This is a genomic window from Brevundimonas sp. TWP2-3-4b1, assembly GCF_049897665.1.
Lineage (GTDB): Bacteria > Pseudomonadota > Alphaproteobacteria > Caulobacterales > Caulobacteraceae > Brevundimonas > Brevundimonas subvibrioides_B.
The window spans coordinates 104,110-129,353 of sequence record NZ_JAFCWQ010000006.1 but is presented as its reverse complement, the minus strand read 5'-3'; the positions used below and the strand labels follow the sequence as shown (position 1 = coordinate 129,353).

The 25,244-nt window shown below is 67.9% G+C and carries 29 protein-coding genes; 12 read left to right on the top strand and 17 right to left on the bottom strand.

What is annotated here, in order from left to right:
- Nucleotides 1-13: 13 nt before the first annotated feature.
- Nucleotides 14-256, top strand: coding sequence for a DUF1192 domain-containing protein (locus tag ACP7A5_RS06905; RefSeq protein WP_426041220.1), 243 nt, complete (start codon nucleotides 14-16; stop codon nucleotides 254-256).
- A 120-nt stretch (nucleotides 257-376) separates the two neighbouring features.
- Complete coding sequence (locus ACP7A5_RS06900; RefSeq protein WP_426041219.1) at nucleotides 377-907, top strand: DUF1465 family protein; 531 nt, start codon at nucleotides 377-379, stop codon at nucleotides 905-907.
- Nucleotides 908-1,070: 163 nt separating this feature from the next.
- Here the strand turns inward: ACP7A5_RS06900 and ACP7A5_RS06895 are convergent, their stop codons facing one another.
- Together ACP7A5_RS06895 and rpmE are read right to left on the bottom strand one after the other, a co-directional pair.
- On the bottom strand, nucleotides 1,071-2,660 hold the full coding sequence (locus ACP7A5_RS06895) for a L,D-transpeptidase family protein (RefSeq protein ID WP_426041218.1): 1,590 nt from the start codon (nucleotides 2,658-2,660) through the stop codon (nucleotides 1,071-1,073).
- Nucleotides 2,661-2,818: 158 nt separating this feature from the next.
- A complete protein-coding gene (rpmE, locus tag ACP7A5_RS06890) occupies nucleotides 2,819-3,043 on the bottom strand; it encodes a 50S ribosomal protein L31 (protein ID WP_303695506.1) in 225 nt (74 codons plus the stop codon).
- A 134-nt stretch (nucleotides 3,044-3,177) separates the two neighbouring features.
- On the opposite strand from rpmE, the gene ACP7A5_RS06885 reads away from it, so the two are divergent.
- Complete coding sequence (locus tag ACP7A5_RS06885; protein WP_426041217.1) at nucleotides 3,178-5,034, top strand: ABC transporter transmembrane domain-containing protein; 1,857 nt, start codon at nucleotides 3,178-3,180, stop codon at nucleotides 5,032-5,034.
- Here the strand turns inward: ACP7A5_RS06885 and ACP7A5_RS06880 are convergent.
- The 6 genes from ACP7A5_RS06880 to ACP7A5_RS06855 form a co-directional block, all read right to left on the bottom strand.
- Entirely contained in the window at nucleotides 5,031-6,041 is a 1,011-nt protein-coding gene (locus ACP7A5_RS06880; RefSeq protein ID WP_426041216.1) for a glycerophosphodiester phosphodiesterase, read from the bottom strand. The genes ACP7A5_RS06885 and ACP7A5_RS06880 overlap by 4 nt on opposite strands.
- 176 nt (nucleotides 6,042-6,217) lie before the next feature.
- A complete protein-coding gene (locus ACP7A5_RS06875; protein ID WP_426041215.1) occupies nucleotides 6,218-7,024 on the bottom strand; it encodes an inositol monophosphatase family protein in 807 nt (268 codons plus the stop codon).
- A gap of 121 nt (nucleotides 7,025-7,145) precedes the next feature.
- On the bottom strand, nucleotides 7,146-7,715 hold the full coding sequence (efp, locus tag ACP7A5_RS06870; RefSeq protein WP_426035305.1) for an elongation factor P: 570 nt from the start codon (nucleotides 7,713-7,715) through the stop codon (nucleotides 7,146-7,148).
- Nucleotides 7,716-7,798: 83 nt separating this feature from the next.
- Nucleotides 7,799-8,356, bottom strand: a complete 558-nt coding sequence (locus tag ACP7A5_RS06865) for a tryptophan-rich sensory protein (RefSeq protein ID WP_426041214.1) — start codon at nucleotides 8,354-8,356, stop codon at nucleotides 7,799-7,801.
- Nucleotides 8,357-8,409: 53 nt separating this feature from the next.
- On the bottom strand, nucleotides 8,410-8,652 hold the full coding sequence (locus ACP7A5_RS06860) for a helix-turn-helix domain-containing protein (protein ID WP_426041213.1): 243 nt from the start codon (nucleotides 8,650-8,652) through the stop codon (nucleotides 8,410-8,412).
- Nucleotides 8,652-9,176: a DUF2975 domain-containing protein gene (locus ACP7A5_RS06855; RefSeq protein WP_426041212.1), complete on the bottom strand. Its 525-nt coding sequence runs from the start codon at nucleotides 9,174-9,176 to the stop codon at nucleotides 8,652-8,654. The genes ACP7A5_RS06860 and ACP7A5_RS06855 overlap by 1 nt, the downstream gene beginning before the upstream one ends.
- A 69-nt stretch (nucleotides 9,177-9,245) precedes the next feature.
- Between ACP7A5_RS06855 and ACP7A5_RS06850 the strand changes: the two genes are divergently transcribed.
- Together ACP7A5_RS06850 and ACP7A5_RS06845 are read left to right on the top strand one after the other, a co-directional pair.
- Nucleotides 9,246-10,190, top strand: coding sequence for an ABC transporter ATP-binding protein (locus ACP7A5_RS06850; protein ID WP_426041257.1), 945 nt, complete (start codon nucleotides 9,246-9,248; stop codon nucleotides 10,188-10,190).
- Nucleotides 10,190-10,915: an ABC transporter permease gene (locus ACP7A5_RS06845; protein ID WP_426041211.1), complete on the top strand. Its 726-nt coding sequence runs from the start codon at nucleotides 10,190-10,192 to the stop codon at nucleotides 10,913-10,915. Before ACP7A5_RS06850 ends, ACP7A5_RS06845 begins: the two co-directional genes overlap by 1 nt.
- 2 nt (nucleotides 10,916-10,917) lie before the next feature.
- Here the strand turns inward: ACP7A5_RS06845 and bfr are convergent, their stop codons facing one another.
- Both bfr and ACP7A5_RS06835 read right to left on the bottom strand, forming a co-directional pair.
- Entirely contained in the window at nucleotides 10,918-11,418 is a 501-nt protein-coding gene (bfr, locus tag ACP7A5_RS06840; RefSeq protein WP_426041210.1) for a bacterioferritin, read from the bottom strand.
- Nucleotides 11,419-11,561: 143 nt separating this feature from the next.
- Nucleotides 11,562-11,747: a (2Fe-2S)-binding protein gene (locus tag ACP7A5_RS06835; RefSeq protein WP_426041209.1), complete on the bottom strand. Its 186-nt coding sequence runs from the start codon at nucleotides 11,745-11,747 to the stop codon at nucleotides 11,562-11,564.
- A 131-nt stretch (nucleotides 11,748-11,878) separates the two neighbouring features.
- Here ACP7A5_RS06835 and thiE point away from each other — a divergent pair, with 131 nt between their 5' ends.
- The 5 genes from thiE to ACP7A5_RS06810 all read left to right on the top strand — a co-directional run bounded on the left by thiE (nucleotide 11,879) and on the right by ACP7A5_RS06810 (nucleotide 17,935).
- A complete protein-coding gene (thiE, locus tag ACP7A5_RS06830) occupies nucleotides 11,879-12,517 on the top strand; it encodes a thiamine phosphate synthase (RefSeq protein ID WP_426041208.1) in 639 nt (212 codons plus the stop codon).
- An 84-nt stretch (nucleotides 12,518-12,601) separates the two neighbouring features.
- Nucleotides 12,602-14,272, top strand: coding sequence for an ATP-binding protein (locus tag ACP7A5_RS06825; RefSeq protein ID WP_426041207.1), 1,671 nt, complete (start codon nucleotides 12,602-12,604; stop codon nucleotides 14,270-14,272).
- 120 nt (nucleotides 14,273-14,392) lie between these two features.
- Complete coding sequence (locus tag ACP7A5_RS06820) at nucleotides 14,393-15,838, top strand: cytochrome ubiquinol oxidase subunit I (protein WP_426041206.1); 1,446 nt, start codon at nucleotides 14,393-14,395, stop codon at nucleotides 15,836-15,838.
- Nucleotides 15,835-16,872, top strand: coding sequence for a cytochrome d ubiquinol oxidase subunit II (gene cydB, locus ACP7A5_RS06815; protein WP_426041205.1), 1,038 nt, complete (start codon nucleotides 15,835-15,837; stop codon nucleotides 16,870-16,872). The genes ACP7A5_RS06820 and cydB overlap by 4 nt, the downstream gene beginning before the upstream one ends.
- A gap of 160 nt (nucleotides 16,873-17,032) precedes the next feature.
- The gene (locus tag ACP7A5_RS06810) at nucleotides 17,033-17,935 is read left to right on the top strand and encodes a hypothetical protein (protein ID WP_426041204.1); all 903 of its coding nucleotides are present in this window, start codon (nucleotides 17,033-17,035) and stop codon (nucleotides 17,933-17,935) included.
- 55 nt (nucleotides 17,936-17,990) lie between these two features.
- On the opposite strand, the gene ACP7A5_RS06805 is transcribed toward ACP7A5_RS06810, so the two are convergent.
- The 7 genes from ACP7A5_RS06805 to ACP7A5_RS06775 form a co-directional block, all read right to left on the bottom strand.
- On the bottom strand, nucleotides 17,991-18,395 hold the full coding sequence (locus ACP7A5_RS06805; protein WP_426041203.1) for a YkgJ family cysteine cluster protein: 405 nt from the start codon (nucleotides 18,393-18,395) through the stop codon (nucleotides 17,991-17,993).
- Complete coding sequence (locus ACP7A5_RS06800) at nucleotides 18,392-18,733, bottom strand: VOC family protein (RefSeq protein WP_426041202.1); 342 nt, start codon at nucleotides 18,731-18,733, stop codon at nucleotides 18,392-18,394. Before ACP7A5_RS06800 ends, ACP7A5_RS06805 begins: the two co-directional genes overlap by 4 nt.
- Before the next feature lie 195 nt (nucleotides 18,734-18,928).
- On the bottom strand, nucleotides 18,929-19,906 hold the full coding sequence (locus ACP7A5_RS06795; protein ID WP_426041201.1) for an alpha/beta hydrolase: 978 nt from the start codon (nucleotides 19,904-19,906) through the stop codon (nucleotides 18,929-18,931).
- Nucleotides 19,906-21,093 (bottom strand): thiolase family protein, encoded by a 1,188-nt coding sequence (locus tag ACP7A5_RS06790; RefSeq protein WP_426041256.1) that lies wholly within the window; start codon nucleotides 21,091-21,093, stop codon nucleotides 19,906-19,908. The genes ACP7A5_RS06795 and ACP7A5_RS06790 overlap by 1 nt, the downstream gene beginning before the upstream one ends.
- Nucleotides 21,094-21,345: 252 nt before the next feature.
- Nucleotides 21,346-22,824 (bottom strand): Asp-tRNA(Asn)/Glu-tRNA(Gln) amidotransferase subunit GatA, encoded by a 1,479-nt coding sequence (gene gatA, locus ACP7A5_RS06785; protein ID WP_426041200.1) that lies wholly within the window; start codon nucleotides 22,822-22,824, stop codon nucleotides 21,346-21,348.
- A 2-nt stretch (nucleotides 22,825-22,826) separates the two neighbouring features.
- Nucleotides 22,827-23,114 (bottom strand): Asp-tRNA(Asn)/Glu-tRNA(Gln) amidotransferase subunit GatC, encoded by a 288-nt coding sequence (gatC, locus tag ACP7A5_RS06780; protein WP_426041199.1) that lies wholly within the window; start codon nucleotides 23,112-23,114, stop codon nucleotides 22,827-22,829.
- Between the two features lie 74 nt (nucleotides 23,115-23,188).
- The gene (locus ACP7A5_RS06775; RefSeq protein ID WP_426041198.1) at nucleotides 23,189-23,731 is read right to left on the bottom strand and encodes a hypothetical protein; all 543 of its coding nucleotides are present in this window, start codon (nucleotides 23,729-23,731) and stop codon (nucleotides 23,189-23,191) included.
- Between the two features lie 72 nt (nucleotides 23,732-23,803).
- On the opposite strand from ACP7A5_RS06775, the gene ruvX reads away from it, so the two are divergent.
- Nucleotides 23,804-24,283, top strand: a complete 480-nt coding sequence (ruvX, locus tag ACP7A5_RS06770) for a Holliday junction resolvase RuvX (protein WP_426041197.1) — start codon at nucleotides 23,804-23,806, stop codon at nucleotides 24,281-24,283.
- Nucleotides 24,280-25,203: an AEC family transporter gene (locus ACP7A5_RS06765; protein ID WP_426041196.1), complete on the top strand. Its 924-nt coding sequence runs from the start codon at nucleotides 24,280-24,282 to the stop codon at nucleotides 25,201-25,203. Before ruvX ends, ACP7A5_RS06765 begins: the two co-directional genes overlap by 4 nt.
- Nucleotides 25,204-25,244: the final 41 nt, after the last annotated feature.

Genomic DNA, 25,244 nt, shown 5'->3' with positions numbered 1-25,244 from the left:
TCCGGGAGCGTAAATGGGCTTCTTCGGGGTTCTGGCCAAGGAGGCGACGATGACGTTCGAGGATCTTGAACCGCGTCCGCAACGCGGAGCGTCCGTGGCGGCCTTGAGTCGCGAGGACCTGGACCTCTATTCGGTCGAGGAACTGGGCGAGCGCATCGAGGCGCTGGAAGCCGAGATCGCGCGGGCGCGCGGCGCCATCGCCGGCAAGACGGCCAAGAAGTCCGCCGCCGACGCCCTGTTCAACTTCGGCAACTGATGCGGTTCCGCGTGGCGGCTTTCCGTGGCCCCCTTTTTCGTGGCATGCCGGTTGCAGTCGAAACCCGTGCGGCGCCGTTCCGGGCCGATGGACCAGCGGACGTTGCGGATCACGATGAGTATGGTTGAGTTGATGGGCACCGAGAATTCCGCGCCGGGTACCGGGTCCACGGCGTCACGCGCCGGGGAGATCCGCGACTTCGCCCGGTCCGAACTGTTCGAGCGCACCTTCCAGGACGGCATGGACCTGGTCGAGGAGACCGCCGCCTATCTGGACGGCGACGGGCGCCGGGACTCCAAGCTGCTGTCGCGTTCGGCCGCACTGGCCTATGCCGCCGAGAGCATGAAGTTGACGACGCGCCTGATGCAGGTCGCGTCCTGGCTGCTGGTGCAACGCGCCGTGCGCGAGGGCGACATGGCGCCGGAGGCCGCCTGCGAGCCGCGCTATCGTCTCAACGAACGCAAGGTCGAGGCCGAGCCGAGCCACCCTGAGATGCCGATCGCCCTGGTCGAATACCTGGTCCGCGCCGAGAAACTGCATGACCGCGTCCTGTATCTGGACAAGCGAATGTACCTCGACGACGCGCCCGAACCGGACGCGAACCCTGTGCTGAGCCAGATGGGCCTGCTGGAAGCAGCGTTCAGGGGGTAGATGGCGTCTCCTCCCTGTCGCGCAACGATGGGGAGGTGGCAGCGAGCTCTTCGCGAGCTGACGGTGGGGTGCTGGACGGCGGCTAGAGCCCCTCCGTCTTCTCCGCTTCGCTCCGGATCCACCTCCCCATCGCTTCGCGACAGGGAGGAGACTTGAACCTCGACTACGGCCCGACGTCGTTCGCCACGGCGGTCCCGTCATCGATCACGGCCGGCAGGCTGACGGCGATGCCGAGAGCCTCGGCCAGCTTCTGGTCGCGACGATAGACGTCTTCGCGGAAGGCGACGCGGCCCTGGCCGTCGACGAAGGCGGTCCAGTAGAGCAGGCGCACGGTGATCTCGCGGCCCGTCTGGATGCGCTGGGTCTCGCGGCTGATCTGGGCGTCGTCGAACTGGCTCAGCAGCATGGGATCGGGCGACAGCAGCAGGCGCGCGAACTCGACCGCGTTCTGGACGCGGACGCAGCCGTGCGAGCGCTGGCGCATCGACAGGTTGAAGGCGGCCTTGGACGGGGTGTCGTGCAGGAAGATGGCGTAGCTGTCGCGCAGTTCGAACTTCACATAGCCGAGCGCGGCCGTGGGGCCGGCGCGCTGGATGACCGTGCCGTTCGAGATGTACATGTTCTGGCTGGCCAGATAGCCGGGGCCGCGCGGCAGGATCTCACGGCGGGCGATGCCGGCGGGCACGTACCAGGGGGGATTGGCGACGACCGAGGCGAAGGGCTTTTCCAGGCTGGGCGTCTGGTTGGCGGGCGAGCCGCAGACGACGCGGTTGGAGTGAACCGGGCGGCCTTCCTTCCAGTAGACCATGATGGCGGCGGCGGTGTTGACCTCGATCCGCTCGGGATTCAGGTCGCGCTTCAGCCAGCGGCGCCGTTCCAGGTTCAGGGCGATCTGGCGGGCGCGGTCTTCGGCCGAGGCGCCGAGCGAGCTCTGGGTGCCGGCGCCGATGCGGCCGTCGGCCGCCAGTCCGTGTCGGGCCTGGAAGCCGCGCATGGCGGTCTGCAGTTGCGGGCCGTAGACCAGCCCCTCGGCGGTCAGGCGGGCGCCATCAGATGCGCTGAGGTCACCTTCGGCCACCAGGCGGGCAATCATGGCGGGCACGCGGTTGTCGCTGGCGCCCGGCTCGATCGTGCCCGAACGGGCGACGAAGCGCGGCCAGCCGCCCTCGCGGATAATTCTGCGGTAGCGGACGTAGCCGGCGGACAGGTTCGAATAGCCGATGTCGGTCGGGGCCAGGCCCTCGAACCATTCGACGACCTTGTTCTGGACCAGGGCGTCGTTCAGGCCGACCGGCAGATCGACCCGGTTCTTCTCCATCTCCCACAGGTCCTCGACCGTCTCGGGACGGATGCGGCCCTCGGCCAGGACGCGGGCGTAGGTGATGGCGGCGGCGGTGGTGCGCATGTCCGCCGTGTCCGGATCGGCGGCGAGGCCCACGAAGTCGAAGAAGTCCGAACGCGACAGCCCGTGGCGCTCCGCGCGGGCGGAGGCTTGGTTCAGCGTGCGCAGGCGGGCGCCGGTCCAGGCCGGCTGCCATCCGTTCAGTTCGTAGAAGGCGCGCACGTCGGGCTGGATCGCAGCGGGCAGGCGCTCCAGCTGGGCGTTGAAGGCGGCGTAGTAAGGGCTGGTCGGCGTGACGACGACGGTCTGGGGCTGGCCCTGAAGCTGGGCGCCCATCGGAGCGTTCTGCGCCGCGGCCGAACCGGCGAGAGCCGATACGGCTGCGCCGAGGGTGAGTTCGCGTCGATTCATGGTCGTATTCGCCTTGGTGCGACGCCTGGTGGAGCCCCGTGTCCACGCCCGGGTATCGAACGAGCCCATGTTATCGACGTTCCGGACAAACAAAAAGCGCCGGTCGGGTGACCGGCGCTCTTCGTGTCGTCTTTGTCGCACCAGTGTGGTGCTGGGGCCTACTTCTTGATGAAGCCGCCGAACTTGTTGTTGAAGCGCGAAACGCGACCGCCGCGGTCCAGCATCTGCTGGTTGCCGCCGGTCCAGGCCGGGTGCGTCGAGGGATCGATGTCCAGGTTCAGCGTGTCGCCCTCTTTGCCGTAGGTTGAACGGGTCTTGTACGTGTCGCCGTTCGTCAGGGTGACGGTGATGAAGTGGTAGTCGGGGTGCGTATCGGCCTTCATGGTCGTATTCCGGTCTCTGTACGCGGTGACGATGCCGACCGTCGGTGCGTGAAAAATGAGAAAACCCGCCGAGGTCCCGGCGGGAATGAGCGGCGGCGTTTACACCGCAGGGCGTTCCGGGGCAAGACCCGCGCATGAGCACCCCCTCGCCGACCCAGGACGCCTATTCCAGCGCGGAGGCGGTGGGACGCCCCGGCGCCGGGGCCGTCCTCGTCGAACAGATGGGCGAGGCGGGGGCGCGGCGCGAGAAGCGCAAGGATGTCCGTCCCCTGCTGCGGCTGTGGCCTTATCTCATGCAGCACCGGCTGGACGCCGTGATCGCGGGATTCTGGCTGCTGGGATCCACGGCGGCGTCCCTGGGCCTGACGGCGACGGCGCGGGGCGCCATCGACCACGGGTTCGAGAATGGCGGCGCGGACATCAATCGCTGGTTCCTGATCCTTGGGCTGAACGCGGTGATTCTGGGGGTCGCGACGGCGGTCCGGTATTTCTACGTGACCAAGACCGGCGAGCGGATGATCGCCGACCTCCGAAAGGCCCTGTTCGACCGTATCCTGACGCTGGATCCGTCCTTCTTTGCGCGGATGCGGACCGGAGAGGTGCTGTCGCGCCTGACCACGGACATCGCCCTGGTCGAGACCCTGCTGACAACCTCGGTGTCCTTCGCCCTGAGAAATTTCCTGACCCTGATCGGCGGTGTCATCCTGCTGTTCATCGTCAGCCCGAAGCTGACGGGACTGGTCCTGCTGACCGCGCCCCTGCTGTTGGCGCCGATCTTCCTGTTCGGGCGGTCGGTCAGAAAGCTGACCGTGAAGTCCCAGGACCGGTTCGCCAACGCCGTGGGCTTCGCTGGCGAGAGCGTGGACGCCATCGAGACGGTGCAGGCCTTCGGTCGCGTCCGCAGCGCGGTGGACCGGTTCGGCGCGGTGGTGGAAGAGGCGTTCGGCGTCTCCATCGTGCGTATGCGCGCCCGGGCCTGGATGACGGCTGTGGTCATCGTGGTGATCTTCGGCGGCGTCACCCTGGTGCTGTGGCTCGGAGCCCAGGACGTGATCCGGGGTGCGATGACGCCCGGCGCCCTGCTGCAGTTCGTGCTGCTGTCGGTGTTCACGGCCGGGGCGGTGGGCGCGCTGGGCGAGAGCTGGGGCGATGTGCAGAAGGCTTCGGGCGCCATGCAGCGGATCGACGAATTGATGAAGGCCCAGGCGTCGATCGCCGCGCCGGAGCACCCCGTCGCCCTGCCGAGCCCGCCTGAAGGGCGGGTGGCGATGGCGGGGGTGCGGTTCGCCTATCCGGGACGGCCCGACCTGCCGGCGCTGAAGGGTTTCGACCTGACGGTGCGGCCGGGCGAGACCGTGGCCCTGGTTGGCCCGTCGGGAGCGGGCAAGTCGACGGTATTCCGCCTGTTGCTGCGCTTCTACGACCCGCAGGAAGGCGCGGTCAGCGTGGACGGCGTCGACGTCCGGTCCGCTGATCCGGCCGAGGTGCGCGGGCGGTTCGCCTGGGTGTCGCAGGAGGCGCCGCTGTTCTCGGGCTCAGCGCTTGAGAACATCCGCTTCGGTCGCGAGGAGGCTTCCGAAGACGAGGTCCGCAAGGCGGCGGAGGAGGCGCAGGCCCTGACCTTCATCGACGCCCTGCCGGAAGGGTTCGCGACGCCGCTGGGCGAGCGCGGCAAGAGCCTGTCCGGCGGACAGCGCCAGCGGCTGGCGATCGCGCGGGCCCTTGCCCGCGACGCGCCGATCCTGCTGCTGGACGAGGCGACCAGCGCGCTGGACGCCGAGAACGAGCGGCTGGTGCAGGCGGCGCTGGATCTGGCGATGCAGGGGCGCACGACGCTGGTGATCGCCCACCGGCTGGCGACCGTCCTGCGCGCCGACCGGATCGTGGTGATGGAGGACGGCGTCGCGGTCGAGGAAGGCACGCACCATGAACTGGTGGCCAAGGGCGGGCTCTATGCGCGTCTGGCGGAGTTGCAGTTCCGGGAGGGTTAGTCTCGTGCCTGCACAGCCACGCCCGGAAAGTCGCTGAATACGGCGTCCACGCCGAGGTCGTAGAAGCGCCTGATCCAGCCGGGAAGGTCCCCACGGTAGTCGACGGGGACGAAGATGTCCTCCGCGCGGAAGGTCCAGACGACGACCTTCAGACCCGCCGCGTGCGCATCCTCGACCAGGGTCGTCGGCGGTCCGGCGGCGCCGGCGGGCGTGCGGGGAATGATCATGGCGGTCTCGACCCCGACGGCGTCGGCATAGGTGGCGATCCCGGCGAGGCCTTCCGGCGTGGCCATGGCGGCGTAGGTCATGTCCGGGTGATCGGCCGGGCCGCCGGACGGCGACATCAGCTGGAGCAGGGGGGCGTCGGTCTGCTGGTTCAGTGAGCGCAGGCAGTCGATCTCGAAACACTGAATCATGATCGGACTGTCGGCCGACATCAGGTCGTTGGCGCTCAGGGCCTCGACGAAGGCGGGCTCCATCGGCAGGCCGAGGCCGACGAAATAGCTCGGGTGTTTCAGCTCCGGCGCGACGCCGATGACGCGGCCGGTGCGGGCCGAGGCGGCGCGGGCGATTTCGATGACTTCCTGGAAGGTCAGGATCGTCTCGTCGGTCCAGGCCGTGTTGCCCGGACGCAGGGCCGGCAGCCGCTCGCGGGCGCGCAGCGTGCGTAGCTCGGCGAGGGTGAAGTCCTCGGTGAACCAGCCGGTGGTGGGGACGCCGTCGATGGTCTTCGTCGTGCGTCGTGCGGCGAATTCGGGATGGTCGGCGACGTTCGTCGTGCCGCCGATCTCGTTCTCGTGCCGGACGACCAGCTGGCCGTCCTTCGATATGACCAGATCCGGCTCGATGAAGTCCGCGCCCTGTTCGATGGCCAATTCATAGGCCGCACGCGTGTGCTCGGGTCGCCTGCCGGAGGCACCGCGGTGGGCGATGACGAGCGGGTGCGGCATTGTCTGGGCGGCGACCGGGCTGGCGAGGAGCAGGGTGGCGAGGATGAACCGGATCATGCGCCAGCGGTAGGGGAGGGGCGTGACGCCCCTGTGAAACCCTGGAGCAGGATCGGCTGAGGAGGAATCGCTTCGCGATTCCGCAGATGCCGTGAATCCTGCTCCAGATATGAGCGAGAGCCTGATTCACGCTTTCGACAGAAGCGCGAAGCGCTTCCGTCTCAAACGATCAGGCTCTAGGAGGTCTGAAGCACCTTGCGCAGCCGTGGGTGCAGTTCCGGGTTGGACGCCAGGATGGACACGCCGGTCTTCGGGTCGCCGTCGTTGTCGATGGTTGTGACCTGGCCGCCGGCCTCGGTGACGAACAGGATGCCGGCCGCCACGTCCCAGGGCTTCAGATTGCGCTCGTAGTAGGCGTCGAAGCGACCGCAGGCGACCCAGGCGAAGTCCAGAGCCGCAGAACCCAGACGACGGATGCCGGCGACGCGCTGGCCGACGGCGTGGATGTCCTTGATCGACTGGGCGTGGCCGGTCTTGCCGATGAAGGGCAGACCTGTGGCGATCAGCGATTCAGACAGGTCGCGACGGCCGGAGACACGGATGCGCTGGTCGTTCAGATAGCAGCCCTTGCCCTTCTCGGCCCAGAACAGCTCGTTCATGATCGGGTTGTAGGTGACGCCGGCGACGATTTCCGACGACCCGTCCGGCGCATAGCGCTGCAGGCCCACGGTGATGGCGAAGTGGGGCATGGCGTGCATGAAGTTGGTCGTGCCGTCGATTGGATCGACCACCCAGGTGTGGGACTTGTCGGTGCCCTCGATCATGCCGCGCTCCTCGCCCAGGAAGCCGTAGCCGGGGCGGGCCTTCATCAGCAGCTCGTAGAGAGTGTCCTCGGCCTTGATGTCGGCGGCGGTGACGAAGTCGCCGGGACCCTTGCGCGAGACCTGCAGCTGGGCGACCTCGCCGAAGTCGCGCAGCATGGGCCGGGCCGTCTTGCGAACGGCGTCGATGATCACGGAAACGAGGGCGGAGGCGAGGGCCATGGGGAATCTCCTGGTCCGCCTGCCCTGAAAAGGCCCCCACACTCGATGGAGTGGCGCCCGGACAGACGGAGAAGTTCACAGGGGCGCGACATGCGCCTCCGGTCGTCGGTGGTGCGTCAGCCTATTCGGCGCGGCGGACGTATTCGCCGGTCGTGGTGTCGACGATGATGCGTTCGCCGGCCGACATATAGGGCGGGATCATGATGCGCACGCCGTTGTCCGCCATGGCGGGCTTGTAGGACGACGAGGCAGTCTGACCCTTCACGGTCGGCTCGGTTTCGGCGACGGTGACGGTCACCTGGTCGGGCAGGTTGAGCCCGATCGGACGGTCGTCGTGCATCTCGATGACGACCTTCATGCCGTCCTGGAGGTAGGGGATCGAATCCTCGCCGACCCAAGTCTTCTGCAGTTCGATCTGTTCGTAGGTGGCGTCGTCCATGAAGACGAGCGCGTCGCCCTGTTCGTACAGGAAGGAGAAGCCTTTCTGCTCGAGCGTGACGCGCTCGACCTTGTCTTCCGAGCGGAAGCGTTCGTTCAGCTTGTTGCCGGTCTCGAGGTTCTTGGCCTCGACGTTGGCGAAGGCGCCGCCCTTGCCAGGCTTGACGTGGCTGGCCTTGGTGACAACCCACAGGCCGTTGTTGTGTTGCAGGACCATGCCCGGCTTGATGGTGTTGCCGTTGATTTTCGCCATGGGAATCACTGGGGTTGAGGCGCTGCCAGCGGCTGCGCGAAATCGGGCGCGATCCCTATAGGAGGCGGGTCGTCAGGGCAAGGTCAGTGCACGGTCGCCTGCCGGGCCTCGGCCTTGCGGTCCATGGCGTTGACGAAGGCGACGCCGCGCGCGGTGGGATTGGCCAGCTTGCCGGCGGTCGGGTCCAGCTTGCGGGCCTCGTGGGCGAAGGCGGCGGCGAGGCCGGCGGAGGTCATGGCCGCAGCGATCTGCATCCCCCGGCTGGCCGGTCGCAGGGCGATCCACAGGGCGTTGATGGTCTGGGCCCCGGCCCACAGGACCAAGGCGCTGGTCCGGGTCGCGTTGGACGGAGCGTTCCAGACCCGCACCGCGGACAGGGTGGTCGCCGAGAAGACGGCGGGCAGGATCAGGCTGAAGGCGCCGCGAGGGCGCTCGGCCACGGGGGCGTCGCCGTCACGCCGTTGGGCCGCCGTGCGCCGGGGCGGCTTAATCGCGCCGCTCGCCAGCGCCGTGGCCAGCAAGGCGAAACCGACCGTCGCCGCGATGCCGAGGGCGACGTGGCCGGCGCTGCGTCCATCTGCATTGAGGAACCCGGCGGCGGCCTCGCGCACGTCGTCGATGGTCTCTTCAATTTCAGTCATGGCCTCGCTCCTCCAGCGGAGGAGAAATGGTCGTCGGGCGGAGCGGTTCCGGCTCAGATACGCTCTTCGTCGGCGCGCGCCAGGTCGGCCGGGTCGTGGTCGTAGTCCAGCAGGTCGCCGGGCCGACAGTTCAGGGCGGCGCAGATGCGGGCCAGGGTCGAGAAGCGGATGCCCTTCACCTTGCCGGAGCGGAACAGGGACAGCTGGGTCTCGCTGAGACCGACCTCGACCGCCAGATCGCGGGCCTTGATCCCGCGCGCGACGATCAGCCGGTCCAGGGTGACGCGGACCGGCATCAGATCATCCCGTCCAGCTCGGACTGGATGCGGTCGGCCTGATCCACCACCCGACCCAGCAGGAACAGGGCGCCGCCGATCATGCCCAGGGTCATGCCGGCGACGTCGAAATAGGCGAAACTGCCCTGCTCGCCGCCGATCAGGCGCGAAATGTTGGTGATGCCGAAGACGCTCAGCAGCCCGCCGAGGCCCAGGGCGATTCCGACGTGTCGCAACGCTCTGCCCAGAACCGGCTGGATGAGACGGCCTTTGGCGAGCTGGCCCAGGGCCGAACCGATCGACCAGACGGCGAAGAGATAGAACAGGGTCGGTGTGGCCCAGACGGCCTTTTCCAGCCAGATGCCAGGGTCGATTCGGGTGTCGCCGCGGGCCGTCAAAATGGCCGGCGCCACGATGTGCATGAGGGCAAGCAGCGCGCCCACGCTGCACACCATGAAGATGGCGAGCCAGCGAAACTGGCCACAGAGGCGGCGGAAACGGGTGAGGTCGTGGGTGGTCATGGCGTCGAAGAATTCCTGTATCATCTTTAATCTTGACTTAAAGATGCGGCCTTCGCAACTTTATATCGGACTTAAATGAAACGGGGCGGACGGATGGCGGCGGCGATCAAGACCGAGGGGCTCACCCGGCGGTTCGGCAAGCATCTGGCGGTCGACGCTGTGTCGATGACCGTGCCGGAGCGGGCCGTCTATGGCTTCCTGGGCCGCAACGGGGCGGGCAAGACCACGACGCTGAAGATGCTGCTGGGCCTGCTGAAGCCGACCGCCGGATCGGCGCAGATCTGCGGGGTCGATGTGGGCCGGGACCGGATCGTTGCGGCGCGGAAAGTCGGGGCGCTGCTGGAGGCCCACGGCTTCTATGCCAATCTGACGGGCAGGGAGAACATGGACCTGACGCGTGTGCTGCTCGGCCTGCCGGCGACGGAGATCGACCGGGTGCTGGAGGTCGTCGACATGACCGACAACGGGCGACGGCGGGTCTCGGACTACTCGCTGGGGATGCGGCAAAGGCTGGCCCTTGCGGGGGCCATGCTGGGCGCCCCGCCGGTACTGATTCTGGACGAGCCGACGAACGGGCTTGATCCCGACGGTATCGCCGACATGCGACGCTTCCTCAGGAGCCTGCCGGATCGCACGGGTGCGACAGTGCTTTTGTCCAGCCACCTGCTGGGCGAGATCGAGCAGACAGCGACCCATATCGGTATCGTGCACGACGGGCGGCTGGTGCTCGAGGGCGAACTCGCGGCGCTGAAGGCGGACCTGGCGCCGGAGATCGGCCTGCGCGTCGACGATCCGGACCGGGCGAGGGGGGTGCTGAAGGGCCACTACCTGACCCTGACGTCGGACGCGGCCGGTCTGGTCGCGCGGCTGAGGCCCGGGGCGGACCATGACGCGGCGACCGCGGCCGTAAACAGCGACCTGGTCCATGCGGGGGTCAGGGTCTTCGCCATTGGCCCGCGCAGCCCTTCGCTGGAGGGCACCTACCGCAACGTCACCGCGCCGCGAGATGCGGCCGCACGCCAACCGGAGGCCGTCTGATGCTCGCCGTCCTGTCCGTCGAAATTCGCAAGCTGAACCGGTCGCTGGCCGCCGTGCTGGCGGTCGCCGCCCCGTCGCTGATCGCCGTCTTCGGCTTCTTCATGCTGCTGCGCGGGAAAGCGGCCCAGCCCTGGGAGATGTGGATGCTCAGTTCGATCGGCATATGGTCCTACTTCATGCTGCCGATGAGCGTGACCGCCCTGACGGCCCTCGTGGCCCATATGGAGCACGGCCCGAAGTCGTGGGATCATCTGCGCAGCCTGCCCCTGCCGCGCTGGCGTCTCTATGCGGCCAAGGCGGTGATGGTCCTGGCCGTGGTCGCGATCATGAGCGTCCTGACCCTGATCCTGACTTGGGGCGCGGTCATGCTGGCCGCGACGATCAAGCCGGACCTGACGCCCACGGGACCGTTCGAGCTGGGCCGATACGCCGCGACCATGGGCAAGGTCTTCCTCGCCGCCATCCTGATGGTCGCCATCCAGCTATGGACAGCGCTGCGCTTCGCCAGCTTCGTGCCGGCGCTCGTGGTCGGGATCGGCGGGACCTGCTTTTCGGTCGTGGCGACGTCGGCGAAGCAGGGCGTATTCTTCCCCTGGCAGATGCCGGTCAACATGCTGGCGACGGAGAGTTGGCGCGTGAACACCGCGCTCGCCCTCGGATGCGGTCTGGGCCTCGTCGTCCTGGCCCTCGCGGTCGCCCATCTGAGCCGCCGCGAGGTGCTGTAGGATCAGTTGCCGGTGGCGGACTTGTCCGGAGCGATCTCGGTCATGGCCGATTGCAGATAGTTCTGCTCGCCCAACTGTTCGATCAGCTTGAACTGGGCCTCGAGGAAGTCGATGTGCTCCTCGGTGTCGTTGAGAATGCGCATCAGGATGTCGCGGCTGACAAAGTCGCGGGCGGCCTCGCACTGGGCCACGCCGGCCATCACCGTCTCGCGCCCGCCGAGTTCCAGCTGCAGGTCGGCGCCGAGGCATTCGACGGCGGTCTCGCCGATCTTCAGTTTGTGCAGGTCCTGCATGTTGGGCAGGCCGTCGAGGAACAACACCCGTTTGATCAGCATGTCGGCGTGTTTCATCTCGCCGATCGACTCGTCATAGATGATCTGGCCGAGATGCTTCAGGCCCCAGCTTTCGAACATGCGGGCGTGCAGGAAGTACTGGTTGACCGCCGTCAGCTCGTTGGTCAGCACCGCGTTGAGGGTGCGGATGATCGCGGGATCGCCCTTCATGGCCGTCTCGTCCTTGCTCTGCGGGCGGCCCCGTCGGAGCCGTTCATGTCGAGGGCATAGCACAGGAAAACGCCTGTGTTCAGTTGCGAATGCTTATCGGAACATTGATATTGCGAATGATTTTGGTCCGCAGGCCTGCGAACCTACTCGGCGGCGAGGGCCCAGGATTCGCGGGTTTCCGAGATCATCTGGCGCATTTCGCAGACGCATTTGGCGCACTGCGCTTCGCATTGATTGCGCTGGAAAACCTCGCGCGGGCGGGTGGCCCCGGCCTCGATCGCGCGCGCCACGTCGCGCTGTCTCAAGCCGTTACAGTTACACACGTACAAAGCGGGCTGCCTCGGAGCGTCAGTTGCGATTGGTTCGCTATAGCAGGTCTTCAGGCGATTGCAACGCGTTCGCAATTCGATCGGCAGGAGAGGTGGTTGACGACAGGCTCCGGGCGTCGCACCTGCGGCCCATGTCCGCGCCCGCCTGCCAGCTCTATCTGATCACCCCGCCCGTCATCGACGACCTGGAGGTCTTCGCCGCCCGGCTGGAGGCGGCCCTGGATGCGGGACCGGTCGCCGCCTTGCAGATACGGATCAAGCCGGCGGGCGACGAAGCGATCACCGCGGCGGTGCGCCGACTCGCGCCTGTCGCGCAGAGTCGTGGCGTGGCCGTAATCCTGAACGACCGGCCGGACCTGGCGTCGGCGCTGGGCTGCGACGGCGTCCATGTGGGGCAAGGCGACGCCTCGGTGGCCTCGGCGAGGCGTATCATGGGCAAGTCGGCGATGATCGGCGCGACCTGCCACGACAGCCGGCACCTGGGCATGGAGGCTGCGGAGCAGGGGGCCGACTACGTGGCTTTCGGCGCCTTCTATCCGACCTCGACCAAGGAGACTGTGCATCGGCCTGACCTCGACGTGCTGACGATCTGGCACGAGACGATGGAAGTCCCGTCGGTGGCCATCGGCGGCATCACCGTCGACAACGCCGCGCCGCTGGTCGCCGCGGGCGCCGACTTCCTGGCGGTCAGCGCCGGCGTCTGGGCCCACCCTGCGGGACCGGTCGAGGCGGTGCGCCGGTTTTCGCAGCTTCTGTCGGAAAACGTCTAACTTCAGGGGATATTAGGAAGCTCTGGTTAAGGCTGGGCCTCGTCTGCCCACCCAGAGTTACACTGTATGCTTCAAAGCCGCGCGATGACCGCGACCGATACGGACGCCCTGGAGCCTGTCGCCGCAGCCGCGCGTCCGGGGCGCACGTCCACGGCTGCCGGGCTGTTCGCCCAGCCCCTGGCGCCGATGCTCACGGTTCTGGGTGTCGCCGTCCTGGTCTTTGCGGCGATCTCCACGGCCCGCACGGCCGACATGATCGCGGCGCTCTGGGCGGCCAACGGCCTGGCCGTCGCCGTCTGGCTGAGAAGCGGCCGGGGGTTCGGCTATGATCTGGCCTTCGGCGGGCTGATCGCCTTCGGGGTCCTCGCCGGTGAGTTCCTTGCCGGCAACGGCCCGATCCTGTCCGTCGGTTTTACGGCGCTCAACATGCTGGAAATCGTGCTGGCCGTGTGGCTGGCCCGGCGGTTCGCCCCCACCCTTAACCTGGCCACAGTGGCAGGCGCGTGCCGGTTCATCCTGTGCACCGCAGGGGTCGCGCCCGCCGTCGCCGGACTGGCCGCCGGGATCTTCCTGTTGCTGACCCGGGGGGCGCCGTTTCTGCCGACCTTCCAGACCTGGTGGTTCGGCCATGCCCTGGGCCTGGCGGTGATCGGATCGTTCTTCCTGGCGCTCGACATGCGGGCCGTCCGGGCGATGTTCAACCCGTGGCGCGCGGCCGAGACGGTGCTGACATTCGGCCTGCTAATCGTCATCTGCGTGACCGTCTATTTCGTGGTCGACATGCCGCTGGGCTTCGTCATGGTGCCCGTGCTCATCGTCATCGCGGCCCGCCTGAGGGTCATAGGGGTGACCGCCGCCCTTGTGGTCATCTCCGTGCTGTCTCTGGCCTCACTGATGATGGGCGCCGGACCCTGGCATCTGGTGATCGGTGATCTGTCCAAACGCGCCGTGCTGCTGCAGCTGACGCTCCTGTTCGGCTATCTGCCGATCCTGCTGGTCGCCTCCCTGCTGGAAGAACACGACCGCCTTTCGGCGCGGGCCAGGGCGGGGCAGCTTCGTGCCGAAAAGGCCTCGGCCGCCAAGTCGCGCCTGCTCGCCAACGTGGCCCACGAAATCAAGAGCCCCATCGGCGGCATCATCGGCATCGGCGACCTGTGGTCGACAGGGCAGCTCGGGCCCATCACCGAGACCCAGGCCGAGATGGCCGCCATGCTGGTCAAGACAGCCCGCCAGGTCGAGGCTCTGTCGCACGACCTGCTCGACGTCGCCCGCGCCGAGTCCGGGGCCGTCAAGGTCGAGATGCGCCCGACCGACATCCCCGGCATCCTGGAAGACGTTCGACGCACCACGGCGATGCGCCCGGAAGCCCGGATGCTGTCCCTCAAGGTCATCTGCGAGGGCGACGGGCTGGTGGCCCTGGCCGATTCCCAGCGCCTGGCCCAGGTGATCGACAACCTGGCGACCAATGCCGTGAAATACGGCGCGGCGGGCGGCGAGGTCCTGTTCCGGGCCAAGCGGATCTATGACGGCGTCCGCATCGAGGTCAGCGACAAGGGCCCAGGCCTGTCGCCCGACAAACAGGCCCAGTTGTTCGAACCCTTCAACCGACTGGGCCTGGAGCGATCGGCAATCGAGGGGCACGGCATCGGCCTGGCCCTGGCCAAGCGGCTGGTCGAGCTGCAGGGCGGGTCGATCGGCGTCGTGTCCGTTGCGGGCGAGGGCGCCACTTTCTGGATCGAACTGCCCGCCGCCTGACGTCAGTATTCACTGATTAATGAAATAACGCGACCGACTGTCGCGCGCCGTTCGCGCTTGTGGACACTGCCGATGAGAGGGCGCACTCCGCCTCCATCGCGTTGTCACCAGGAACACACCGTGGACCTCGACGCCCTACTGCTGTCACGACTTCAGTTCGCCTTCACCATCGCCTTTCACATCCTGTTCCCGGCCTTCACCATCGGGCTGGCGGCCTATCTCGCGGTGCTTGAAGGGCTGTGGCTGTGGACCAAGCGCGAGGCCTTCAAGGTTCTCTATCTGTTCTGGGTCAAGATCTTCGCGCTCAGCTTCGGCATGGGCGTCGTGTCAGGCGTGGTGCTGAGCTACCAGTTCGGCACCAACTGGAGTGAGTTCATCCGCCTGACCGGCGGGGTGATCGGGCCCCTGCTGGCCTATGAAGTGCTGACGGCCTTCTTCCTAGAAGCGTCCTTCCTGGGCGTCATGCTGTTCGGCTGGAAGAAGGTGGGGCCGAAGCTGCACTTCGCCTCCACCGTTCTTGTGGCCGTCGGCACCACGATTTCGGCCTTCTGGATCCTGTCGGCCAACAGCTGGATGCAGACGCCGCAGGGGTTCCAGATCATGGCCGACGGCCGGTTCGAGGCGACCGACTACATGCAGGTCATCTTCAACGCCAGCTTCCCGACGCGACTGGCGCACATGCTGCTGGCCGCCTTCCTGACGACGGGACTCGTGGTCGGCGGCGTCTCGGCCTGGCGGCTGCTCAAGGACCGCGCCGCGGGCGTGAAGATCGAGGGCTGGAGCGAAAGCCGCATCTCCCTGGTCATGGCGGTGGGGCTGATCGCCGTTCTGGCCCCGCTGCAACTCGTCGTCGGCCACGCCTCGGGTGAGGTCGCGCACAAATACCAGCCGTCCAAGACGGCCGCCATCGAGGGATACTGGGAGACCCGGGCCGACCAGCCGTTGCACCTGTTCGGCATTCCCGACCGTGACGCGCAGAAGAACCATTTCGAGGTCTCCATCCCGGGCGTCGGCAACCTGATCCAGGGCGTGCCGAAGGACGAGGTGATCAAGGGGCTGGACAGCTGGGCGCGCGAGGATCAGCCGCCGCCCTTCATCCCCTTCTTCGGCTTCCGCATCATGGTCGGCCTGGGCCTCCTGATGATCGGGCTCGGCGCCTGGGGCGCGGTGCTGATCTGGCGCAAGAAGATCTTCGACAGTCCGCTGTTCCTGCGTTTCGCCGTCCTGATGGGGCCGGCCGGCTTCATCGCCGTCCTGGCCGGCTGGATGGTCACCGAGGTCGGACGCCAGCCCTGGGTCGTCTATGGCGTGCTGAAGACGCGCGACGCGGTCTCACCGGTGATCGCCAGCCAGGTGGCGACCTCGCTGATCGCCTATGTCCTGGTCTACTCCGTCGTCTTCACCGCCGGGGCCATCTTCATCCTGAGGCTGATGGCCGAGGGGCCGGTCGCCGCCGTCACGGAGCCGTCGCCGAGCGGGCAGAGATCGCCGGGCACGCCGCTCGCAAAGGCGCCCGAGGACACGACCCCGGGCCGACCCGAGGGCGTGCCGGGAGACCCGAAATGAACCTCGACCTGCAACTGATCTGGGCTGGCCTGATCGCCGTCTCCGTCCTGCTGTACGTGACGCTTGACGGCTTCGACCTGGGGATCGGCATCCTGTTCCCGTTCGCGAAGTCCCCGGGCGAGCGGGACGTGATGATGAACACCATCGCCCCGGTCTGGGACGGCAACGAGACCTGGCTGGTGCTGGGAGGAGGGGGGCTGCTGGCGGCCTTCCCCCTGGCCTATTCGGTGCTGATGCCGGCGCTGTATCTGCCGATCCTGCTGATGCTGGCGGGACTGATCCTGAGAGGCGTGGCGTTCGAGTTCCGCTTCCGGGCGCGCAACAGGGGCCGCAAATTCTGGACCCAGATGTTCTCCGGCGGGTCGATCCTGACCGCAGTGGCCCAGGGTCTGGTGCTGGGCGGCTTCATCCAGGGGGTGACGGTGCGCGACGACCGGTTCGCCGGCGGCCAGTTCGACTGGCTGACGCCCTACACCCTGCTGGTCGCGGCGGGGCTGGTGGCCGGTTACGCCCTGCTGGGCGGGGCCTGGCTGATGATGAAGACCAGGGACAATCTGCACGGCGATGCGAAGCGCTGGACCGGCATTTCGGCCCTGATCGTGACCGGGTTGCTGGCGGCGGTCAGCGTGGCGACCCTGCTGATCCATCCGCGGGTCGCCGAGCGCTGGGGCTTCAATCTGCACGACGGGTTCGCGCTGGAGCTGGCGAGGCTCTTGCCGCTCTTGCCGATCCCGCTGCTCGGCCTGATCGGTCTGGGCATCGTGTTCGTGATGAGCCGCAAGGGGTCGCATCGCTGGCCGTTCGTCGGGGCGGTCCTGGTCTTCCTGTCCGGCTATCTGGGGCTGGCGGTCGGGTTCGCCCCCTATATCGTGCCCTATGCCCTGAACTTCCGGCAGGCGGCGGCGCCCGACAATGCGCTGGGGCTGATGCTGGTGGGGACCGCGGCGATCCTGCCGCTGATCCTGGCCTACACGGCGTGGGTCTACTGGGTATTCCGGGGCAAGATCGACGAGGAGGCTGGTTATCATCATTGAGCCCGTTCCCCCACCCGAGGCCGGTGAAGACGCCGGCCCGCTGTGGAAGAAGCTGGCCTGGTTCGCGGGCCTCTGCGTCGCCGGATCGGCCACGGTCGCCGTCGTCGCCTATGCGCTGAGAAGCTTGCCGTTCATGGGCTGAGAGGCGATGGTCGCGGCCATGTCGCATATCCTCGTCCTCGCCGCCCTCCTGATCGCCCAGACCCAGGCCGCGCCCTCCACCGGCAGCGCCCTGACCCGCAGCCTGAACGCGGCGCCCCCCGCCGCAGCCATGCCGGCTCCGCGCCCGGCGACCGTATCGCCAGCCCCGACGGCGATCCTGCCGCCGCCCGTCTTCAGGCCCCCGCTGCCCGGACGGATCGCCCCGATTCCCTCGGCGCCCGTGACCGCCCCGCCGAGGGCCGCGCCGATCACCCCGCCGGGGGTGGCCAATCCGCCCCGGACCCAGCCTCTGGCGACACCTGAGCCGACGACTGCCGCTCCTGCTCGTGCGCCGGTCATGACGCCCCGAGCTATGGCTCCCACGCCCGCTCCGACCACTGTTGCGCCTCGGACAACCCCAGCCGCGCCGACCGCGGCCACGACGCCCGTCATGACTCCGGCGCCCCGACCGGCCCCGCCGGCGGCGACGGCCCCGGCCCCGGCCCCGGCCCCGGCGCTGGTGGTCACGGCCCCCGCCGAGCCGCCTCTGCCGCCGATGACGGTGCTGGACGCGCCGGCCATCCGCGCCCTGCCGTTCACCATCGACCTGCCGGCCGGCTTCACCATCACGACCGGTCGGCCCGGGCCGAACTTCAACATCTGGACCATCAGGCGGGGTCAGCAGCCGCTGGTCATGGTCTATGCCGGACCCGCGTCACAGTTCCCGATCTACAGCGGCGAGATGGTCGAGGCCGGGGCTCGCGCCTCGGTCGTGGCGACGGAGGACGGGCGGCGCGTGGCGCTGGAGCATCTATTCTCCCGCACGTCTGCGCCACGGGAGGTCCACGTATGGATCACCAGCGTGGACGGCGCCGACCGGACCCTGGCGGAGCGGATCGGTCAGTCGGTGGACGTCCGCTAGGGCGTTCGACGGGTGAGTTGCGGTGCCCTTTGCGTCCCTTTGACCGCCGAACGCTCTAGGCGCGTCTGACGGGCGTGTCCGTGACGCCCAGCCGGACGCCGCGTTTGCCGGCGAAGATCAGCACCTCCTGACCCTCGGCGGCGGCCCAACGACGTAGCTGTGTCTGATAGGGCTCGCGCCGCCAGTCATGGGGGCGGGCGGCGTCGCATTCGACGATCAGCCGCGCCCCACCCAGTTCCGAGTGCAGGACGAAGCCGGCCGTGGTCGGTTTCCAGTTCTCGTCCAGCGCCTCGGTCAGCAGCCACAGGCAGTTGAACACCCGGCAGTCGTTCGGCCGGTCGTCGTAGATGGCGCAGCCGGTCGTCTTGCCGAAATGGCGGCACCAGCGGCCCGCGGGCTTCTCAAGGGCGCTGACGCCCATGATCTTGCAACACAGACCGCAGTCGCCGCAGGTCTTCATCCGCCCTCGGACCAGACCGCCAGATCGTTGCCGGACGGGTCGCGGAAGTGGAAGCGTTGACCGCCGGGAAAGTCGAAGATGGGTTTCAGGATCGTCCCGCCCGCCGCCTCGACCCTGGCCAACATGGCCGGCAGGTCGGCGGCGTAAAGGACGGGCAGGGGCGCCTTCGGTCGGTCCGCATCGGCGTCGAAACCGCCGTCCAGACCCTGGTCGAACGCGGCGTAGGTCGGGCCGTAGTCCTGGAAGGTCCAGCCGAAGGCCGCCTCATAGAAGGTCTTGGTTTCAGGCAACCCGGTCGAGGGCAGTTCCAGATAGTCGAGTTTTCCGTCGCTTCGCATTGTTGTGATCCGATGAAAAAGCTGCCGGAAACCGGCTTGCCACGATGCGAAAGACCAGGCAATCTTGCGAATGGTTCGCAACGAGGAGGCGCCCGGTGATCGTTCTGTCGACAGGCCCGGATGACTTGATCCGCCTGATGCGGGAGGCGAGGCGACGGCCCGCGCCCGCGCCTCGGAAACCTGTCGTCCGCGTGTTTACGCGCTGAGCCAGCCGTTCCTGCCGCCGAACGCCAGGACAAGCTCGGGCCAGACGGCGGCGGGCTTTCCGGCGATCAGGCGGATGCCGAAGCCGTGGCCGCCTTCCTGAAACAGATGGGCCTCACTGACGACATGGGCGGCACGGAGCGCGGTCAGGAGCTGAAGGCTGTTTTCCGGCGGCACGCTGGCGTCATCGAGGGCGTGGATCAGGACGGTGGGACCGACACCAGTCCAGTCCAGCCTGTCCAGTGACCACTGTGCGATCTGTTCCTGCGTCGGCGACAGGCCCAGCAGGTGTTCACGCGATCCGGCATGAACGAACGGATCAGCCATGGTCGCGACCGGATAGAGCAGGAAGTTCAGGTCGGGGCGGTGAGAGACATTGTCCGCAGCATCGATCGCCTCGTAGGTCGCGTCGTGACGGGCGGCGAGCAGGCCGGCAAGGTGACCGCCTGCGGAGGCGCCCAGACTGGCGATGCGGGCCGGATCGACGCCATAGACGGCGGCATGGGCGCGGATCAGTCGCAAGGCCCGCTGGGCGTCCTGCAACGGCGCGTTCGGACCGGCGGCCCAGCCGTCGGCGGGCAGGCGATAGCGCAGGACGAAACAGGTGATCCCGGCCGCCGCGAACACGCGGGCGCAGTCCATCCCCTCCTTGTCCACGACCGCCCAGCGGTAGCCGCCGCCGGGGATCAGCAGCAGTGCGGCGCCGTTCGGTCGCTGCGGGCGCATGACGGTCAGGATCGGGTCGGTGGTGTACTGGGCGAAGCGGTCGTGGAAGGCCGGATCGGTCGAGCGCTCCGGCACGATCGGCGTGACGGTGACAGTCTCTCCGCCCGGCGCGCCGTTCGGCCACAGGTGGACAACTTCGGTGGGATCGGCCGGGGCGATGGTCTGCGCCCGGGCGGCGCCCGCCGCTGCTGCTGCGGTGACAGCCGCCGCGCCGAGGAGGGAACGGCGGCTGAGATCGATCATCAGGCCAGCTCGACCGCGACCGCTACGGCCTCGCCGCCCCCGATGCACAGGGACGCCATGCCCTTCGACTTGCCCCGGTTCTGCAGCGCTGAGATCAGGGTGGTCAGGACGCGCGCGCCCGAGGCGCCGATGGGGTGGCCCAGGGCCGTGGCGCCGCCGTTCACGTTCAGCTTGCTGTGTTCAATGCCCATCTCCTGCATGGCGATCATGGGGACGACGGCGAAGGCCTCGTTGATCTCCCACAGGTCGACGTCCTCGACCGACCAGCCGGCCTTCTTCAGCGCCTTCTGCATGGCCGGGACCGGAGCGGTGGTGAACAGGCCCGGCTCGTGGGCGTGGGCGGCATGGGAGACGATGCGGGCCAAGATGGGCAGGTTCATCGCCTTGGCCACGCTCTCGCGCGTCATGACCAGGGCGGCGGCGCCGTCACTGATCGACGAGGCGTTGGCGGCGGTGATCGTGCCGTCCTTCGAGAAGGCGGGCTTCAGGGTCGGAATCTTCTCGGGCATGGCCTTGCCGGGCTGTTCGTCCTCGGTGACCGTGACGGTCCCCTTGCGCCCCGCGACCTCGACCGGGGTGATCTCGGCCTTGAAGGCGCCGCTCTCGATGGCCTTCAAGGCGCGGCTCAGGCTTTCAAGGGCGTAGGCGTCCTGCTGCTCGCGCGTGAACTGGTAGGTCCGGGCCGAGTCCTCGGCGAAATTCCCCATCAGCTTGCCGGGCGTGTAGGCGTCCTCGAGCCCGTCCATATACATACTGTCGACGATCACATCGTGGCCGATGCGAGCGCCGCTGCGGTGCTTGTTCATCAGGTAGGGGGCGCCGGTCATCGACTCCATGCCGCCCGCAACGATGACGTCGGCCGAACCGGCGTGGAGGGCGTCACTGGCCATCATCACGGCCTGCAGGCCCGAGCCGCACATCTTGTTGACCGTCGTCGCCTCGACATGCTGGCCGAGGCCGGCGCCGATGGCCGCCTGGCGCGCCGGGGCCTGGCCCAGGCCCGCCGGCAGGACGCAGCCCATATAGATCTGCTCGATCTTTGCCGGATCGACGCCCGCCCGCTCGACCGCCGCCCTGACCGCCGTGGCGCCCAGCTCGGTCGCCTTCACGCCGTTGAACGCCCCCTGGAAGCCGCCCATGGGCGTGCGGGCGAAGGCGACGATGACGACGGGATCGGACATGGACAGGCTCTCACAATGACGTGGAGCGGATGTAGCGTTCACCGTGGTGGATTGCGAGGGGAGGGGAAATCCCTTCTCCCCTTGCGGGAGAAGGTGGCCGAGCGAAGCGAGGTCGGATGAGGGGTCACGCTGACGTCGACGGTCAGCGTTTGATCCGGCCATTCCAGCCGCCGGTGTGATCCCTCACCCTACCGCGCAAGGACGACGGCTACGCCGCCGTGCGCGGGCTCCCTCTCCCGCAAGGGGAGAGGGAAGAAATCACCACCAGCGCTCCGCCCGCCCCACGCCGCCGGCCGCCTGTTCCAGCGCTGCGCCGACCTGAAGCACGGTCGCCTCATCCAGCGCCTTGCCGATCACCTGCAGACCCAGCGGCAGGCCATTGGAATCCACGCCCGCCGGCACCGAAATCCCCGGCAGGCCGGCGAGGTTGGCCGTCACCGTGAAGACGTCGTTCAGATACATCGTCACAGGGTCGATCTGCTTGTCGCCGATGGCGAAGGCGGCCGATGGCGTCGAGGGCGTCAGGATGGCGTCGACCTGGCCCCAGACCTTGTCGAAGTCCTCGGCGATGCGGCGGCGGACCTTCAGGGCGCGGACGTAGTAGGCGTCGTAGAATCCGGCCGACAGCACATAGGCCCCGATGATCAGACGGCGCTTGACCTCGGCGCCGAAGCCCTCGGCGCGGCTGGTCTCGTACAGGTCGGTCAGGCTGGTCGCCTTCTCCGCCCGGTGGCCGAACCGCATGCCGTCGTAGCGGGCCAGGTTCGAGGAGGCCTCGGCCGGGGCGACGATATAGTAGGTCGGCAGGGCGTATCTGGTGTGCGGCAGGGAGATGTCGACGATCTCGCAGCCCGCGTCGCGCAGCCAGGCTACGCCCTGGTCCCACAGGGCCTGGATCTCTGCGGGCATGCCGTCGACGACGTATTCGCGCGGCACGCCGATGCGCAGCCCCTTGACCGACCTGCCGACCGAGGCGGACCAGTCGGGCGTCGGGATGTCGAGGCTGGTCGAATCCTTGACGTCGAAGCTGCACATCGACTGCAGCATCAGGGCGGCGTCCTCGACCGTCTTCGTGATCGGCCCGGCCTGATCCAGCGACGAGGCGAAGGCGACCATGCCGAACCGGCTGGCGCGGCCGTAGGTGGGCTTGATCCCGACCGTGCCGGTGAAGGCGGCGGGCTGGCGGATCGAACCGCCGGTGTCCGAGGCCGTGGCGGCCAGGCAGAGGTCGGCGGCAACGGCCGAGGCGGACCCGCCCGAGCTCCCGCCCGGCGTCAGGTCGACGTTGGATTTCTTCGACTTCCAGGGGTTCACGACCGGACCGAAGGCCGAGGTCTCGTTCGACGAGCCCATGGCGAACTCGTCCATGTTGAGCTTGCCCAGCATGACCGCGCCGTCGCGCCACAGGTTGGCGGTGACGGTGGACTCATACGGCGGCACGAAGCCGCGCAGCATGTTGGAGCCGGCGGTCGTCTGGACGCCGTTGGTGCAGAACAGGTCCTTGATCCCCAGCGGCGCGCCTTCCAAGGCGCCGGCCGTTCCGGCCGCGATACGGGCGTCGGAGGCCTTCGCCATGTCGATTGCCTTGTCGGCGGTGACCACGACATAGGCGTTCAGGGTCGGGTTGGCGGCCTCGATGTTCGAGATGAAGGCGCGGGTGATCTCTTCGGACGAGAAGGCCTTCGACTTCAGCCCGTCGACGGCGGCCTTGAGGGTCAGTTTCGTGAGGTCGCTCATGACTATTCGACCACCTTGGGCACGACGTAGAAGCCGTCCGCAGATTGCGGCGCATTAGACAGGACCGCCTCGACCCTGGCGCCGTCGGTGACGACGTCGTCGCGCAGGCGCAGCGGCTGGGCGACGTTCGAGGTCATCGGCTCCACGCCGACCACGTCGACCTCGTTGAGCTGGTCGATCCAGGCCATGATGCCGTTCAATTCCCCGGCCAGCGGCTCCAGCCGGTCGTCGGGGGTCTTGATGCGGGCGAGGTGCGCGACCTTCCTCACCGTCTCTGCGTCGATGGCCATCCGGCCCTCCGATAGTCTCAGTGCAAGCGGGCGGGATTAGCCGCCCGTGCCGCGCTGCACAAGGACCGCGGGCCTTACTGTGCGGGCGTGACGGTCAACAGGGTTGGGGCGGTGTCGCTCGCGTCTTGGGTCCACTGGACGATGATCTTGCGATGGCGGTCGCCGATATTGCCGGTCGCTTCGTCCATGGTGCTCTCATGGATGTCGAGATCGATCCGGCCGTTGGCGTGGGACAGGACCGTGTAGTCGAGGAAATCGCCGATCTGATAGATGGCCCAGCCGTCTGCGGGGTTCTCGAAGAAAGCGATGTAGGTCTGAAGCCCGTTCATGGCCGGATCGCCCCCGGACACGCCGAACAGCTTTGCGCTCTCGCGCGGAATATCGTCGCTCTTCACCACGCTGGCGGCCCATTGCAGGCCGTCGTCGCTCTGTGATGGCTCGGCGATCGTAAGGGGCTCAGGGGCCCCGGATGCCGTCAGGGCCGCGGCCTGCGGCGGCGTGTCGGCGCCTTCCGTGGTCGTGGTGACAGTCGTCTTCGCGGACGGCGTGGCGTCGCAGGCGGCGAGCGACAGGGCGGCGACGATAGTGATGCTCAGAAACGAAGAACGCACGGACATGGACCCCTCCCGGACCGGTGATATAGGACAGTCGCCTTTGACAGGGGGAATGGCAACGCCTACCGCCCGCATGTGCCAGTTCTAGACATCCTCGACCTGCCCGCCGCCTGCCTGCCCGGCACCGCCTGGATGGGGCTGGACCTGGGCGAGCAGACCATCGGGGTCGCGGTGTCGGATACGACACGGCTGATCGCCAGCCCGCTGTCGCTGATCCGGAAAACGAAGTTCACAGATGATGCCGCCGCGCTGTTCAAGCTGATGGACGCCCGCAAGGTCTCCGGCCTCGTCATCGGCCTGCCGGTCAATATGGACGGCACGGAGGGACCGCGCGCCCAGTCGTGCCGGGCCTTCGCGCGCAACCTCGAGCGTTTCCGGCTGGTGAACGTCGCCTTCTGGGACGAGCGGCTGTCGACCAGCGCCGTCGAGCGCTTCCTGATCGACGAGCTGGACCTGTCACGGAAGCGTCGCGCCGGGGTGGTGGATCGGACGGCCGCCGCCTGGATCCTGCAGGGAGCCCTGGACCGGGTGCGCGACCAGCAGACCTGGACATGATCGGCCTGATCGCCGGGGTCGTCCCGGTCTTCATCCTGATCGCCCTGGGCTACGGGTTGAGGAAGACGGATTTTCTGCCCGACGCGACGTGGCGGCCGATCGAGAAACTGTCGATCAACCTGCTGTATCCCGGCTTCCTGATCCCGGCGATCTGGGGCGCCGACCTGTCGGGCGGCAGCGCCGGGGCGGCCGCGGCGGCGGCGGTCGTCGCGGTCCTGATCGTGTCGGCGGCGACGCTGCTGGCCAAGCCTCTGATGACGATCGAGGGGCCGGCCTACACCTCCGTGTTCCAGGGCGTGATCCGGTGGAACAGCTTCGTCTTCCTGCCGGTGATCCAGACCGCGTTCGGGGCCGAGGGGCTGGCGCTGGCGGCGGTGATGATCGCCTGCATCATTCCTGTGACCAATATCGCCTGCGTCGCCGTGCTGGCGAAATGGGGCGCCGATCAGCGGGTGGTGACGCCGTTCCAGCTCCTGAAGGCGATGCTGGCCAATCCGATCCTGCTCGCCTGTCTGATCGGCCTGGCGCTGAACTTCGCCCGCGTACCGCGCCTGCCGGGGATTTCGGACACGCTGGAGCTGCTGGGCTCGGCCGCCCTGCCGCTGGGCCTGATCATCGCCGGCGCGGGCCTGAGCTTCGCCGAGGTGGCGCGCAGGAAGTTCACCATCGCCGGGGTGTCGTTCGTGAAACTGTTCCTGATGCCGCCCCTCATGTGGGGGCTGTGCATCCTGTTCGGCGGCGATCATCTGGCTCAGGGCGTCGCGATGCTGTGCGGGGCGGCGCCGGGGGCGGCGGCGGCCTATCTGCTGGCGCGCCAGATGGGCGGCGATGCGCCCCTGATGGCGGGTGTGATCGCTCTGACGACCGTGATCAGCGCCCTGATGATGCCGCTGCTGCTGTTCCTCCATCACCTGACTTGAGGCCATTGTCTTGAGGTCGGGGCCTGACGTCCGTATAGCCG